Annotated in this window: 13 protein-coding genes; 3 read left to right on the top strand and 10 right to left on the bottom strand. The window is 72.1% G+C overall.

The features are described from left to right. Window positions 1-89 precede the first annotated feature (89 nt). Entirely contained in the window at window positions 90-740 is a 651-nt protein-coding gene (locus OG430_RS24465) for a ScbR family autoregulator-binding transcription factor (protein ID WP_327354733.1), read from the top strand. Here the strand turns inward: OG430_RS24465 and OG430_RS24460 are convergent. The 3 genes from OG430_RS24460 to OG430_RS24450 form a co-directional block, all read right to left on the bottom strand. Next, window positions 735-1,346 (bottom strand): TetR family transcriptional regulator, encoded by a 612-nt coding sequence (locus OG430_RS24460; protein WP_327354732.1) that lies wholly within the window; start codon window positions 1,344-1,346, stop codon window positions 735-737. The genes OG430_RS24465 and OG430_RS24460 overlap by 6 nt on opposite strands. A gap of 148 nt (window positions 1,347-1,494) precedes the next feature. After that, entirely contained in the window at window positions 1,495-2,577 is a 1,083-nt protein-coding gene (locus OG430_RS24455; protein WP_327354731.1) for a hypothetical protein, read from the bottom strand. A gap of 206 nt (window positions 2,578-2,783) precedes the next feature. Beyond that, window positions 2,784-3,770 carry a LysR family transcriptional regulator gene (locus OG430_RS24450; RefSeq protein WP_327354730.1) on the bottom strand — a complete coding sequence of 329 codons (987 nt, stop codon included), beginning with the start codon at window positions 3,768-3,770 and terminating at the stop codon, window positions 2,784-2,786. Window positions 3,771-3,993: 223 nt separating this feature from the next. Between OG430_RS24450 and snpA the strand changes: the two genes are divergently transcribed. Next, window positions 3,994-4,644, top strand: coding sequence for a snapalysin (gene snpA / locus OG430_RS24445; RefSeq protein WP_327354729.1), 651 nt, complete (start codon window positions 3,994-3,996; stop codon window positions 4,642-4,644). Between the two features lie 14 nt (window positions 4,645-4,658). Here the strand turns inward: snpA and OG430_RS24440 are convergent, their stop codons facing one another. The 5 genes from OG430_RS24440 to OG430_RS24420 form a co-directional block, all read right to left on the bottom strand. Next, a complete protein-coding gene (locus OG430_RS24440; RefSeq protein WP_327354728.1) occupies window positions 4,659-5,888 on the bottom strand; it encodes a HAMP domain-containing sensor histidine kinase in 1,230 nt (409 codons plus the stop codon). Next, window positions 5,885-6,601: a hypothetical protein gene (locus OG430_RS24435; RefSeq protein WP_327354727.1), complete on the bottom strand. Its 717-nt coding sequence runs from the start codon at window positions 6,599-6,601 to the stop codon at window positions 5,885-5,887. Before OG430_RS24435 ends, OG430_RS24440 begins: the two co-directional genes overlap by 4 nt. 147 nt (window positions 6,602-6,748) lie before the next feature. Then, window positions 6,749-8,734 (bottom strand): FUSC family protein, encoded by a 1,986-nt coding sequence (locus OG430_RS24430; protein ID WP_327354726.1) that lies wholly within the window; start codon window positions 8,732-8,734, stop codon window positions 6,749-6,751. 25 nt (window positions 8,735-8,759) lie between these two features. Then, complete coding sequence (locus OG430_RS24425) at window positions 8,760-9,785, bottom strand: endonuclease/exonuclease/phosphatase family protein (protein WP_442816543.1); 1,026 nt, start codon at window positions 9,783-9,785, stop codon at window positions 8,760-8,762. A gap of 186 nt (window positions 9,786-9,971) precedes the next feature. After that, complete coding sequence (locus OG430_RS24420; RefSeq protein ID WP_327354725.1) at window positions 9,972-11,414, bottom strand: amidase; 1,443 nt, start codon at window positions 11,412-11,414, stop codon at window positions 9,972-9,974. 179 nt (window positions 11,415-11,593) lie between these two features. Between OG430_RS24420 and OG430_RS24415 the strand changes: the two genes are divergently transcribed. Beyond that, window positions 11,594-12,130, top strand: coding sequence for a MauE/DoxX family redox-associated membrane protein (locus OG430_RS24415; RefSeq protein ID WP_327354724.1), 537 nt, complete (start codon window positions 11,594-11,596; stop codon window positions 12,128-12,130). 45 nt (window positions 12,131-12,175) lie between these two features. Here the strand turns inward: OG430_RS24415 and OG430_RS24410 are convergent, their stop codons facing one another. Further along, window positions 12,176-12,604 carry a DUF7144 family membrane protein gene (locus OG430_RS24410; RefSeq protein ID WP_327354723.1) on the bottom strand — a complete coding sequence of 143 codons (429 nt, stop codon included), beginning with the start codon at window positions 12,602-12,604 and terminating at the stop codon, window positions 12,176-12,178. Between the two features lie 85 nt (window positions 12,605-12,689). Beyond that, the gene (locus OG430_RS24405) at window positions 12,690-13,211 is read right to left on the bottom strand and encodes a cupin domain-containing protein (protein WP_327354722.1); all 522 of its coding nucleotides are present in this window, start codon (window positions 13,209-13,211) and stop codon (window positions 12,690-12,692) included. Window positions 13,212-13,291: the final 80 nt, after the last annotated feature.

The raw sequence follows: 13,291 nt of genomic DNA, 5'->3' as shown, positions 1-13,291 counted from the left end.
CCCGCCGCGTTGTCCCACTCGCTTTCTTCGCCGAGCGGTTCCAGGATGATTTTGGAACGTGGCGCGAAATCGACGGGGATTGCAAGGAGTTGGGGGTTTCCAAGGTGATGCAGGCGCGTGCGGTGAAGACCCGCGAGAAGGTCATCCTGGCAGCGGCCGAGGTATTCGACGAGGCGGGGTTCGCCGGCGCCAGCATGAAGCGGATCGGTCAGCGGGCCGGGACGACCATGGGTGCCATCTACTTCCACTTCAAGACCAAAGGGGAGCTCGCGCAGGCTGTCCTGGACGCCCAGCCGGACATGATCTTGCCGTTCCTCCGCTCCGAGGGCCTGCAGCGCCTCGTGGACATCACGCTGAGTTGGTCGTGGGCGTTGCAGTACGACCCGATGCTGCGGGCCGGGGTGCGGCTCGTCATCGAGCAGAGCGCCTTCCAGTTGCAGGACGACACCTTGTACGCGGACTGGAAGCGGACGATGATCGAGTGTCTTGAAGTCGCCCGTGAAAAGGGTGACTTGGTGGCAGATGTGGATCTGGGCGAGCTGGTCGAGCATCTGGCGGCCTGTTTCACGGGCACCCAGCTCTACTCCCAGATCGTCGGCGCCCGCGCGGACCTGCCGCAGCGGATCGCGCGCCTGTGGCACTTCCTGCTGCCGGGCATCGTGGCGAGCGCGGAGGTCGCGGAGCGCATCGTGCTCGATCCCGGGGTGTGGCGGCCGGAGTGGCACGGGGCTCCGTCATAACGAGGTGCCGGGCGGGGTGACGACTCCCGGGAGGATCACGTCCCACATCGCGTCGAGCTGCCCCTTCGGGCTCCAACTCCCGCCCCCCGGCGGGACGTAGTCGACCCGCATGGCCGCCCCCTCGAACCCCGCGACCAGGCACCCCACCAGCGCCATCACCGCCTGCGGGGCCCCGTCCCCGCGCAGTTGCCCCATCTGATGGGCCCGGTCGAGCAGGTCGCGCACGGTGGGGAACCAGGCGTCGTACCAGTCCGCCCGGATGTCCCGCTGCTCCCGCGTGAGCCGGGCCGCCGCCTGGACCGCGGGCTCCGTGTCGAGCAGCCCGGCCAGTGCCTGCGTCACGTCGACGACGCCCCGCAGCGGGGAGTCCGCCGCCCCGCTCGCCTCGGCGACTGCCTTGCGGGTGAGCTCGGCCCCCTGCGCGCAGACGGCCTCGGCCAGCGTGCTCTTCGCCGGGAAGTGGAAGGTGAGCGCGCCGACCGTGGCCATGGCGGCGGTGCAGATCTTGTTCAGGGACGTACCGACATAGCCGCGTCGGGCGAACTCCACGGCAGCCGAGTCGATGAGGAGTCTGCGGGTGCGGCCCGCCCGTTCCTGTTTGGTCATGCGGGCCATCCTCGCATTGCTCCAACTCCCGTGACTCCAGGGGGAGTTGAGACATGCGAAAGTGGGGCACCCCCCTGCCGTCGGGGTGCCCCACTTTCAGCTACGGATGGCCGGGGAGCCGTGGCCGGCCCGACCGTTCCGGCAGGCTTCAGCCCTGCTCGCGGCCGCGGCGCAGCATCGCGAAGCCGAGGCCCGCGGCACCGGCCGCCGCGATGCCGCCGCCGGCGGCGAGCAGTTCGGTGTTGTCCGAGGCGCCGACGCCCTCGGCGCCGGCCTTGACGCCGCCCTTCGGGGTGCCCGGCTTGACCGGCGCGACGGGCTTCTTGTGCTGGTCCTTCTTGCCGCCCTCGACCCAGCCCTTCATGGTGCCGTCGGGGTTGAGGACGAAGTGGGCGCCGTTGTGCCCGCCGTACGCGGCCTTGTTGCCGCGCTGCTGCAGGGTGTCCCACTTGATGTACTTGCCCTCGGGGTTCTTGCCCCACATCTCGGCGTCGTAGCCGCCCTTGACCTTGTAGACCTTGGCGTCGAAGCCGGAGCCGCCGATGTTCTTGTACTCGCGGACGAAGGTGCGGCCGTCGGGGGTCGGCTTCTCACCCTTCTTCATCGAGATCTGGCCGTCGGCGGTCAGCGTGAAGGTGTTGCCGTCGATCTTGGTGGTCGCGGTCTTGCCGTCGACCGCCTTCAGGGAGCCCTTGCCGGCCTTCGAGAAGTAGATGTCGGCCTTGGCCATGCGGGCGGAGGCGTTCACGGAGACGTTGGCGGACCAGCCGTTGCCGAGGTCCTTGGTGCCGAGGTCTTTCCAGCTGCCGGGCTTCGGGGTCTCGCCGCCGGTCTTCTTCTTGGAGACCTGGCCGTCGGCGGTCAGGGTGAAGGTGTACTCGCCGATCTTGGCGGTGGCGGTCTTGCCGTTGGCCTGCAGCGAGCCCTGGAGGGACTTGTTCAGGGCTATCTCGGCCTTGGCCATGCGGGCGGAGGCGTTTACGGAGACGTCGGCGGACCAGCCGTCGCCCAGGTCCTTGGAGCCCTTGGACTCCCAGCCGCCGGGCTTCGGGGTCTCGTCCTTCTTGCCCTCGTCCTTCTTGGCGTCGTCCTTGCCCGGAAGGACCTGCTCCTTGTTGCTGTCGGGAACAGTCGGGGAGTCGGCGAACGCGGCCGCGGCCGGGAGGGCCAGACCGGCGACGACACCGGCGGCGATGACGGAGGTACGGAGGGTACGGCGGGTGGCGCGCATGATGTCTGCTCTTCCTCGTAGATCTTCGTTGGGCTGCAAAGCCAGTGGTGGTCGCGCCCTCCGGCGGCAGCCCTTCGCGGCGGCGACAACAACGAAGCTACGAGGGTCATGTTTGGGTAATGCGTAAGCAATGTAACGATCAGGGCGAATCCGGCGCACGCATTTGTAAAGGTGGATAACGGGCCAAAGGTCCCGAGGGGGGAGGGTCAGGCGGCCCTTCCGTCACCCCGCCCGCCGACGCCTGCGCCCGTGCCGAGCAGCCACTCCCGGTACCCCGCCGCCCCGCGGGCCGCCTCCCAATAGGCGGCCTCCAGGTCGTCGTAGATGCCGTCGAGGCTGCCGTCGGCGTCCGCCGTCCCGCGCGCCACCAGGAGGAGGCGTACGGCAAGGGGATCCCCTTCCAGGGGGCGGATCGCCATGTCGGGACGCGCGCGCGAGGTGGGCTGGCAGACCGTGACCACCTCGCCGGTCGCCACCAGGGTGGCCGCGGTGAGGTAATCCCCGTGCAGCACACGGGGGTTGAGGCCCGCGGCACGCAACACACGGACCAGCGCCTCGCGTTCCCCGTCCACCGTCGGGTCGACCATCCACTGGTCCCCGGCCAGCTCCCCGAGACGCACGGTCCGTCCGCGCGCCGCCGGATGGTCCACGGCGAGCGAGACGAACTGCGGCTCGCGCTCCATCAGCACCCGCTGGCGCAGTCCGGGCGGCATCCGCAGCGGACAGCCCTCCACTTCGTGCACGAAGGCCACATCCAGCTCGCCGTCGGCGACCATCCTGAGCAGGGCGTTCGCCGACACGTCCATCTGCAGCGTGGGGTCGGCGGGCGATTCCGTCTGGGCCAGGCGTACGCGCAGCCGGCGCAGCCAGCCCGGGATGGCGCGGCTCGCGGTGGAGCCGATGCGCAGCTGGGGCCCGCCCGCCCGCGCGGCCGCCGTCCGTGCCTCGGCGACCAGGTCCCGCATCTCCGCTATCACCGGCCGGGCCCGGCTGAGCAGGACCCGGCCGAGCGGTGTCGGGCGGCAGCCGGTGCGCTCTCGGGCGAAGAGCCGGCCGCCGAGGGTGTCCTCGATGCGGCGCAGCTGGGTCGTCAACGAGGGCTGGGTCATGCCCAGTTGACGCGCCGCCTTGTGCAGGCTGCCGGTGTCGGCGATGGCGCACACGGCGCGGAGGTGCCTCACCTCGAGGTCCATGACGTTGAGCGTAGAACTGTCGTACGCCTCGCACCAGACGACCAAAACCCCGCAGAACACGCCGAGTTGGCGCCCACGGAGCCCCCCGAAGGGGGCGATAGCACGGGCCTATCGCCGATTGGCATCATCCCGGCGGCCCCCGCCCGGCCCGACACTCCTGGATGACCCGCTCGCCCCACACGAGTGGACGACCACTCGCCCCACACGAGTAGGAGCCCGTCGCATGAGACTTGCCAAGCCCGCCCTGACCGCCGCCCTCGGCCTCGCCGCCGCCGCGCTCGTCACGTCCCCGGCCACCGCGGCCTCCGCCCCCACAGCGCCGGCCTCGGCCTCGTCGTACGCCACGTACGAGAAGTCCGGTGAGAACGCCAAGGCCAACCGCGCCTTCTACCAGGCCGTCATGGACTCGGTCGCCAAGAAGCGCGCCGCGAACCCGGGCGCCCAGTCCGTGACCGTCGTCTACGACGCGTCCGCCGCGCCCAGCTTCGCCCAGGAGATAGCCAGCAGCACCCAGATATGGAACAGCTCGGTCGGCAACGTCCAGCTCCAGGCGGGTTCGAGCGGCGCGGACTTCTCGTACCGCGAAGGCAATGACTCCCGTGGTTCGTACGCCTCCACGGACGGGCACGGCCGCGGCTACATCTTCATCGACTACTCCCAGGCCCAGGAGTACGACCCCACCCGGATCACCGCGCACGAGACCGGGCACGTCCTCGGCCTGCCGGACCACTACGAAGGGCCGTGCAGCGAGCTGATGTCCGGCGGCGGGCCCGGCCCGTCCTGCACCAACCCGAACCCGGACGCCAATGAGCGGGCCGAGGTGGAGTCCCTCTGGCAGAACGGCCTGGTGAAGGGCCTCGACAAGGTGTCGTAGCAGGTCAGAGGGAATCAGAGAGGATCGGGGGGCGAGGCCGGCAGTCGAAGGACGGTCCTCGCCCCGCCGTCCGGCGCGTTGGTGAACTCGACCACGATGCCGAGCACCGAGGCCTGCCCCGCCACGATCGTCAGCCCCAGGCCGTGCCCCTTGCCCCGCCCCGGATCGCCGGTCCTGAACCGCTGCGGGCCGTGCTCGACCAGCTCCCGCGGATAGCCGTCGCCGTGGTCGCGCACGACCACCACGAGCCCGTCCACCGTGATCTCCACCGGTGGACGCCCGTGCCGATGGGCGTTGGCGATCAGATTGGCGAGGATGCGGTCGACGCGCCGCCGGTCCGTCCGCACGGCGACGTCCCGCACCACCCGCACCTGCGCCTCAAGGCCCGACGCCCGTACGGAATGCCGTACCAGCGCGCCCAGTTGATGCTCGTCGAGGTCGGCGGTCTCGGCGCCCGAGTCGAGGCGGGAGATCTCCAGGAGATCCTCGGTGAGCAGCCGCAGCGCCTGCAGCCGGTCGTTGATCATCTCCTTGGGGCGGCCCTCGGGCAGCAGTCCGGCCGCCGCGACCATGCCGGTCAGGGGCGTACGCAGCTCATGGGCGACATCCGCGGTGAACTGCTTCTCCGTCTCGATCCGCGACTGCAGCGAGCTCGCCATCGTGTCGAGGGCATGGGCGACGTCCCGCACCTCGTCCCGCCCCTTCCCCCGGCCCGCGTCCATCCCCACCCGGGCGTCCAGATCGCCCTCGGTGATGCGTCGGGCGAACTGCGCAGCCGCGCCGAGGCGGCGGCTGATGCGGGCCGCGAGAAAGAGCCCGGCGAGGGTGACCAGGCCGGCGGCGAGCAGGGCCGAGCCGAGGATGGCGGTGTCGATGGTGTCCAGCCGGGTGCGGGTGCTCGCGTACGGCGTCCACACCGCGAGGGCCTTCTTGTCGGCGGGCGCCGCGGCCCACATCACGGGCTGCCCGGCCCGCTCGCCGACCATGCTGCCGCGCTCGCCCCGCTTGACCAACTCCTTGAGTTCATCGGGCAGTTCACGAGGCTCCAGCTCGGTGTTGCTGCCGCTGGTGGAGGTGCCGTACTCGTACGCGGCGATCGCGTTGTCGAGGGCGAGCCGGATCTCCTTCCTCACCTCCCCCACGGTCTGCTTCGCCACGACGTTGTGCACGAGGACGCCGAGCACGACGGCGACGGCGCAGCAGACGGCGGTGATGGTGAGCGAGATCTTCCAGCGCAGCCTCATGAGAGGACCTTGGGGCAGGGCTCGTCGGAGGACTTGCGGGAGCGGCACTCGTCGAGGGTGACCCCGGACAGGACCATGGCGCCCTTGCCGTCCATCGCCGCGTCGTCCCAGATGTAGTCGGAGACGCTCACGTACTCCGGGTTGCTGGTCGGCTCCCGGATGGCGAGGTGGCCCGCCGCGACCTCGACGCCCTCCAGGACCGCGCGCCGGGCGAGCACCCGGACGACCTGCCCGCGCCGGACCGTGTAGACCCGCAGCTCGCTGGTCCGCCCGTCGATGTCCACGGCCGTGATCAGCTCGTCCTTGCCGTCCCCGGTGAGGTCGTGCAGCACGGGCTTGCGGACCGGGCAGGCCTTGCCCGTGCAGTCCGCGAGCCGCTTCACCGCCTGGGGGGAGACGAGGCGGCCGCTGCCCTTGTCGGTCCTGCCTGACTCGGCGATGTCGGCCTTGACGACTTCGAGGGCGTCCGCGTCGTCCATGTCGCCCGAGGGCACCTTCGGGACGCCGTCCACGGTGGTGGGGGTGCCTGGGCGTTGTTCGGCCGAGGCGTGGGAGGGGACGGTGTCGGGCCAGAGGGTGAGGGGGGCGGTGACGTCGTCCATGGGGCCGTCACTGTGTACGCCTTCGGCGTCGGTGCAGGCGGTCAGTGTCGCGGCGAGTGTCAGGCCGAGGGCCGCGAGGAGCAGGGTGCGGCGTACGCGGTGCGGGGCCATGGGTCCATCGTCGCGAGGTCGGGGCCGGGGGGCATGTTTTGATCCCCCACCCCGCCCCTTCCCGAAAGGCTGCCGCCGGCTTCAAGGATTGTCCTCAAGCGCCGGACGGGCTGATAGATCAGCCCGTCCGGCGCTTGAGGACAATCTTTAGCGCTCGCTGGGCGACGCGATGGCCCGAGCCGACCGGACCTCCTGCCGAAGCGGTGCCAGGACCCCGTCCTGGTCCTCCTCCGGAAGGAGTGCCGAGACCTCGTCGAGCCGCTTCGCCGAGCGCAGCCCGGCCGCCAACTCCCGCAATTGCCCGGCGATTTCCTCGCCCTCCGCGGGAGCGGGCCGCACCGCCCCATGCCGAATCCGCACCCGCGCCGCGGTGGTCGCGTCGACGACCCGCTCCACCGCGACCACCAACGGCCACCACGCCGCCGCCCGGGTCCCCACCGGCGGCGGCTCGGTCAGCGCCCGCTGGAACTCCGTACGGACGACGGACAGGTCCCGGTACAGGCGGCGCCGCAGCCGGGCCCGCGCGGCGACGTCGGGGGCGCCGGGCGAGGCCGGGTCGAGGAAGGCGATCTCGACATAGCCTGCGGCGTCGGCCACCGCGTCCGCGAGGCGGTCCCCGATCCGGGTGCCCCAGCTCTCCGGCCACAGCAGATACCCCGCCACGAGCGCGATCCCGCACCCCATGAGGCTGTCGTACAGACGCGGCATGACCAGGCCGAAACCCGCGTGGTTGAGCACGTCCGACAGGACCAGGATGACCGGTGTGATGGCCATGGTCTGGTAGCCGTAGCCGCGCGGGGTGAGCGCCGGGATGAGCGGGGCGAGGAGCAGCATCACCAGGACGTCCCACCACCCGCGCGGCACCTGCGAGAGCACCCCGGCCGCGAGCACCAGCCCCGCCGCGGTGCCGAAGGCGCGCAGCACGGCCCGCGAGAACACCGACCCGAAGTCGGGCTTCATCACGAAGGTGATGGTCAGCGGCACCCAGTACGAGCGCTCGACCTCGATCAGCGACACCAGCGCCTGCGCGAGCCCGATGCACAGCGCGAGCCGCAGCCCGTACCGCCAGGAGGCCGCGGAGAGCAGCACGTTGCGGGCGGTGCGCCGGACCCGCTCGCGCAGTGCGGCGGGCCGGCCGAGGCGGTCGTCCACATTGCCCGGGTCCACGTCGGTCAGGGCGGCGGCGACGTGGCGCACCGCGTCGTCGACGGCGCGGGCGGCCGGGCCCTCGGGTTCGGGCAGCCGCAGGTCGACGGGCCCGGCGAAGCCGCTCTGCACGGCATCGGCGAGGGAACGTACGGCAGCCGGCACCTGCTGCGGCAGCGGCTGCCCGCACTGGTGGGCCGCGGGCGCCGCCTCGATCACGGCCATCAGCGCGTTCAGCGGCGCGACAAGGCGGACCAGGTCCTCGTTGCGGCCGTGGTCGCGGGCGCGCCGGGCGAGCACCAGGTCGTACGTCTGGTTGAGGGACTGGGTGACGGCCTGGCGGGCGGCGGCGTACGCGGCCGCGTCCTTGCTCGCGGTCTCAAGGAGGTCGGCCACCGCGCGGAAGGTCCCGGCCACCGCGATCCGCTCCGGCACCCCCGATCTGAACGGCCAGGCGAGCAGCGCGAGAACGAGCACGAGCAGTCCGCCGCCGCACATCAGCAGGGGCGCGAGCCACCAGTCGCCCGGCATCGGAAGTCCCGCCCCGACCACGGCGTTCAGGAGGAGGAGCAGCCCGGAGACCGAGGCCACCGCGCCGATCGTCGAGATCATCCCGGAGACCAGGGCGACCAGGGTCACCACACCCACGGCGACCCAGCCGTGCCCGAACACCAGCGTCCCGAGCGTCACGCCGATCGCGCCGAAGAGCTGCGGCACGGCGATGTTGTAGACCCGCATCCGGTACGCGGTCGCCGTGTCGCCGATGACCCCGGAGAGGGCGCCCATGGAGGCGAGCGCGCCATAGCCCGGGTAGCCGGTGGCAAGACCGATCACGAGCGGCAACGTCATCGCGATGGCGGCACGGGCGACGGCCGGCCAGGGAACGGGAGCCTTCTGAGGCTTCAACGGATCAAGAGTCCGAACCAGCCACTCGGGCGGGGCGAAGCCCCGGGAGGTGTCGGGGCGGGCATCGGACTTTCGGGACATACGCCCATTATGTGCCGCGGCGCGCTCAGCCCGGCCCGGCCCCGTGCAATGTCAGCTCGGCCAGCAAGGACCGATGGTCCGTGTTCGCAAGATCGAGGAACCGGGCCGAGCCCACCGAGAAGTCCCGGCTCACCAGCACATGGTCGATCTGCGTACCGAGCGGCGGCGCGGTGGCCGAGGGCCAGGACGGCGCCCGCGAATCACCGGCCAGGCGCGCGCTGTCGTGCAGCCCCGTGTCGAGGATGCGGCGGAAGGCCGCGTGGTCCTGGGAGGCGTTGAAGTCACCGGCGAGGATGGTGGGGACCCCGGCCCGGTCGGCCGCGTAGTCGCGCAGGGCGCCGAGCTCGGTCCGCCACAGGCCGATGCCGCCGGGCCTGGGCGGCATCGGGTGGGCGAGCTGCAGCTGGACGGGCCGGCCCGCGATCTCGGCGACCGCGCCCGGCATGCCGAGGGTGGCCGCGATGCCGGGGGCGTCCTTGAGCGGGTACCGGCTGAGCAGGGCGGAGCCTTCGGGGCCGTGGGCCTCGACGACGCGCGTGTACGGGTACTCGGCGGCGAACTCGCCCCGCAGCGCCGCACTGCAGGGCGAGTCGCACTCCTCGGCGAAGACGATGTCGGGCTTCTCCCGGCGGATGGTCGCGCTCAACTCGCTTGTCGCCCAGCCGAATTCGACGTTCGAGGTCAGTACCCGCACCTTCGCGAGGGCGGGTCCTTCGGGCCGGTTCGCCCCGTCCCCGTACGGCTGCGTGAACCACCCGGTGCCGACGGCCACGACGAGCGCCCAGACGACCCCGAGCCGCCAGCGGGCCAGCGCGGCGAGGGCGAGCGCCACGGTCACGGGGATCAGCAGCCAGGGCAGGAAGGCGAGCAGCTGAGGGATGGGCGTGATCCCGTCGACGTCCGCGGCCCGGCAGGCCAGGACGACGCTGACGCCGCCCAGGGCGAGTCCCGAGAGCCAGCTGACGACGCGCCGCCAGGTCGGGGGCCTGTCCGGCGGGGGCGGGCCGGGGTCGAGCTGCCCGGCCCGGGGATCCGTCGTCTCGGTCGCCAAGGGGCTGCCCTCTCCACTCGCGCTGCGCAGCCACGGCGACTGCGGATTGCAGAGTGCCCGAATACTTTGGGAAAGACGGGGATTTGGGCGGGAAGGTTGCGCTCCAGGCGACTTCAGTGGCTCGGCGACTTCAGCGACTCCAGGGCTCAGCGGCTCAGCGGCTCAGGGGCTCAGGGGCTCAGCGGCTCAGCCCACGAAGGGAGGACGCCGCCCGGCCCACGGCCGCGCCGCCTCCACCTGGGCGCAGAGCGACAGGAGTTGGGCCTCACCGGCCGGGCGGCCGACCAGCGTCACGCCGATCGGGAGGCCGGCGTCCGTCCAGTGCAGGGGCAGCGACGCGGCGGGCTGACCGGTGACGTTCCAGCCGCCGGTGTACGGGGTGAACAGGGTCTGCCGGCGCAGTACGTCGATGGCCTCCACACCCTTGCCCGCCCCTTCGAAGAACTCCGGGAGCTGGGGCGGCAGCCCGAGCGTCGGCGTGAGGACGGCGTCGTACGGCTGAAGGGCGGTGACGACCCGATGGGTGAGCGCCTGCAGCCCCACGAGCGCCCGGTAGAACCGCTCGCCCGACAGCTCCCGCCCGCGCTCGCGCCAGAACCGGGTCACCGGACGCAGCAACTCCTCGTCCGGGTCCGGGAGTTGATGGCGCAGGGACTGCACGGCCCAGGTCGTGAAGAACAGCTTGCCCAGGTCCTCCCCCGGGAGCGCGAAGGGGTTGCGGATGTCCTCGACCTCGTGGCCGAGGGAGCCGAGCAGCTCGCTCGCCTCCTCGTACGCGGCCAGGCACGCCGGGTCCGCCGCGGCGTTGCCCTCGCCCAGGTCGGCGTAACGGGCGATGCGCAGGCGGCCCGGGTCGCGGCGGGTGTGATCGAGGAAGGTCTCGCCCGCGGGCAGGGGCGGCGCCCAGTAGGCGTCGCCGGGCATCGGCCCGGCCAGCGCGTCCAGGAAGGCGGCGGCGTCGCGGACGGTGCGGCTGAGCGGCCCCTCGATCGCGAGGCCCGCCATGTCGAGGGCGTCGGGCCCCGAACTGACCCGCCCCCGCGAAGGCTTCAGCCCGAAGATCCCGCACACGCTCGCCGGAATCCGTAGCGACCCGCCCCCGTCGCTGCCGTGCGCGACGGGCACGAGCCCCGCCGCCACGGCCGCCGCCGCGCCCCCGCTCGACCCGCCCGCCGAACGCGCGAGGTCCCAGGGGGTGCGGGCGGAACCCGCCACGTCGTTCTCGGTGTACCCGGTGAGCCCGAACTCCGGCGTATTGGTCTTGCCGACGCTGATCGTCCCCGCGGCCCGCAGCCGCGTCACGCTGTGCGCGTCGGCGACCGGGACGTGGTCGGCGTACGCCCGTGACCCGTAGGCGGTGCGTACGCCTGCCGTGGCCGTCAGGTCCTTGATGGCGGTCGGCACGCCGAACAGCGGGGGCAGCCCGTCGGGACCCTCGTCCCGGACCCGCTGCTCGGCCGCCTTGGCCTGGGCGCGGGCGGCCTCGGCGGTGACGGTGACGAAGGCGCCGAGCGCGTCGTTCCCGGCCTCGATCCGGGCGAGGCTCTCCTCGACCAGCTCGACGGGGCTGACCTCCCCGGTCCGGACGGCGGCGGCCAGCGCGAGGGCGTCGGGGGCGTGGGCGTTCATGAGGGTCCCTCCGGGCGGGCGGGGCGGGGTCTTCTGTGGATCCCAGTCGCCCTGCGGAGCGGCGTCAAGACCGCCGGAGGGTCTGCCACATGATCGAAACGGGGCGCCCGGTACGTCCCCGCCAGAGGGTTCGTCGAAGGGATCGTCGAAGGTTCGTCGAAGGGTTCTAGGGTTTCCGCATGCTCGTCGACCACCTGGCCTGGACCGCCCGCCTCCTCGTCGCGGCGGTCTTCGCGGTGGCCGCGTACGGGAAGCTCCGGGCGCGGATGGCCACGTGGCGGGCGGTGCGCGAGTTCGGGGTCCCGGCGCCGTTCGTGCCGACGGCCGCGCGGGCCCTGGTGCTCTCGGAGGCAGCGGTGGCCGTCGCCGTGCTGGTGCCCGCGTCCGCGGCGTGGGCGGCGGGGGCGGGCCTCGTGCTGCTCGCGGTGTTCACGGCGGCGATCGGGGTTCAGCTGGCGCAGGGCCGCCACCCGGCGTGCTCCTGCTTCGGCACGGCCTCGGCGGCGCCCATCGGTCCTGGCACCCTGCTCCGCAACGCGGCGCTGCTCGCCCTGACGGGCGGGGCGCTGGCGGGTGCCCTGGCCCGCCCGTCGCCCCCGGCCGGACTGCCGGCCGCCGCCTCGGTGGGTCTCGCGGTGGCGGTCGCGCTCGGGACGGCCGGGGTGCTGCGGGTTCTGGCTGTACGTTCCCGACGCCTCAGCTCACTTCAGCGCTGAGCGTTCCTGACGCCTCAGCCCGTAAGCCCGTACGTTCCTGACGCCTCAGCTCTGCTTCGACCCCACCGAGGTGGCCAGCGCCCACATCACGAACACCGCCATCGCGATCACGATCACCGACCACACCGGCGCGTACGGCAGGAAGAGGAAGTACGCCACCACGTACACCGCCGCCATCGCGATGCCCGCCCCGCGCGCCCAGTCCTGGCCCTTGAGGATGCCGTAGCCGGTGGCCGCCACCGCGAGGCCGAGGAGGAGGTGGATCCAGCCCCAGGTGGTGAGGTTGAAGGCGAAGACGTAGTCGCCGAGGCGGGTGTAGACGTCGTCCTTCGCGATCGCGGCGATGCCCTGAAGGGCGCCGATGATGCCGGAGCAGAGCATCAGGACGCCGGCGAAGGCGGTGCCGCCCGACGCCCACGGGGAGCCCTCGGGGCGGGGGGCCGGGCCCGAGCCGGGTGCGGTCTGCTGGGACATGGGTCTCTCCTCCGTACGGCCTCCGGTTGTCCCCGCAGGATCACCCGGGGCGGCCGGGGCCGCATGTGGAGGAGGCCCAGGCGGCCTAGTTGGCCGCTTCGAGCGCGGCCTTCCACACCGGGCTGTCCACGTAGTGGTTGTCGTACTGCTCGGAGGACGCCGCGATCTCCGCCGGGCTCGCCTCGCCCCGCATCACCCGGCCGAGCAGCCGCAGGTAGTCGAAGCGCGGCATGCCCGGCGTGAAGACGAACAGCACGTCGGCCGTGGCGTCGGGCGCGGCGGCGAAGGCGTGCGGGGTGTGCGGCGGGACGAGCAGGAAGTCGCCGGAGGTGAGGACCTTGACCTCGTCGTCGACCAGGACCTGGAGGGAGCCGTCGACGACGAAGAACATCTCCGAGGCCTTGGTGTGGAAGTGGGCGGGGGCGCCCACCGCGCCCTTGGCGAAGGTCGAGCGGTAGCTGGTGATCGAGCTGCCGTCGGTGCCGGCGTCGGCGAGCAGGGTCATGACACTGCTGGGGTCGCTGGTGGTCTCGGCGTTGGCGGCGCGGGTCAGGACGGGCTTGAGGGCGGCGGCGTTGCTGCTGATGTTGTTGCTGTCGCTGTTCATGAGGACAACTTTATGCGGCCAATGACCCCTGCTGAAGGTGCAATTGCCGGGCATAAAAAGGGGTCAATTCAGAGGTCGGT

The sequence above is a fragment of the Streptomyces sp. NBC_01304 genome (genome assembly GCF_035975855.1).
In the GTDB taxonomy this organism is placed as follows: domain Bacteria; phylum Actinomycetota; class Actinomycetes; order Streptomycetales; family Streptomycetaceae; genus Streptomyces.
Note: the sequence above shows the minus strand (reverse complement) of the source record. Positions and strands in the feature narration are given on the sequence as shown.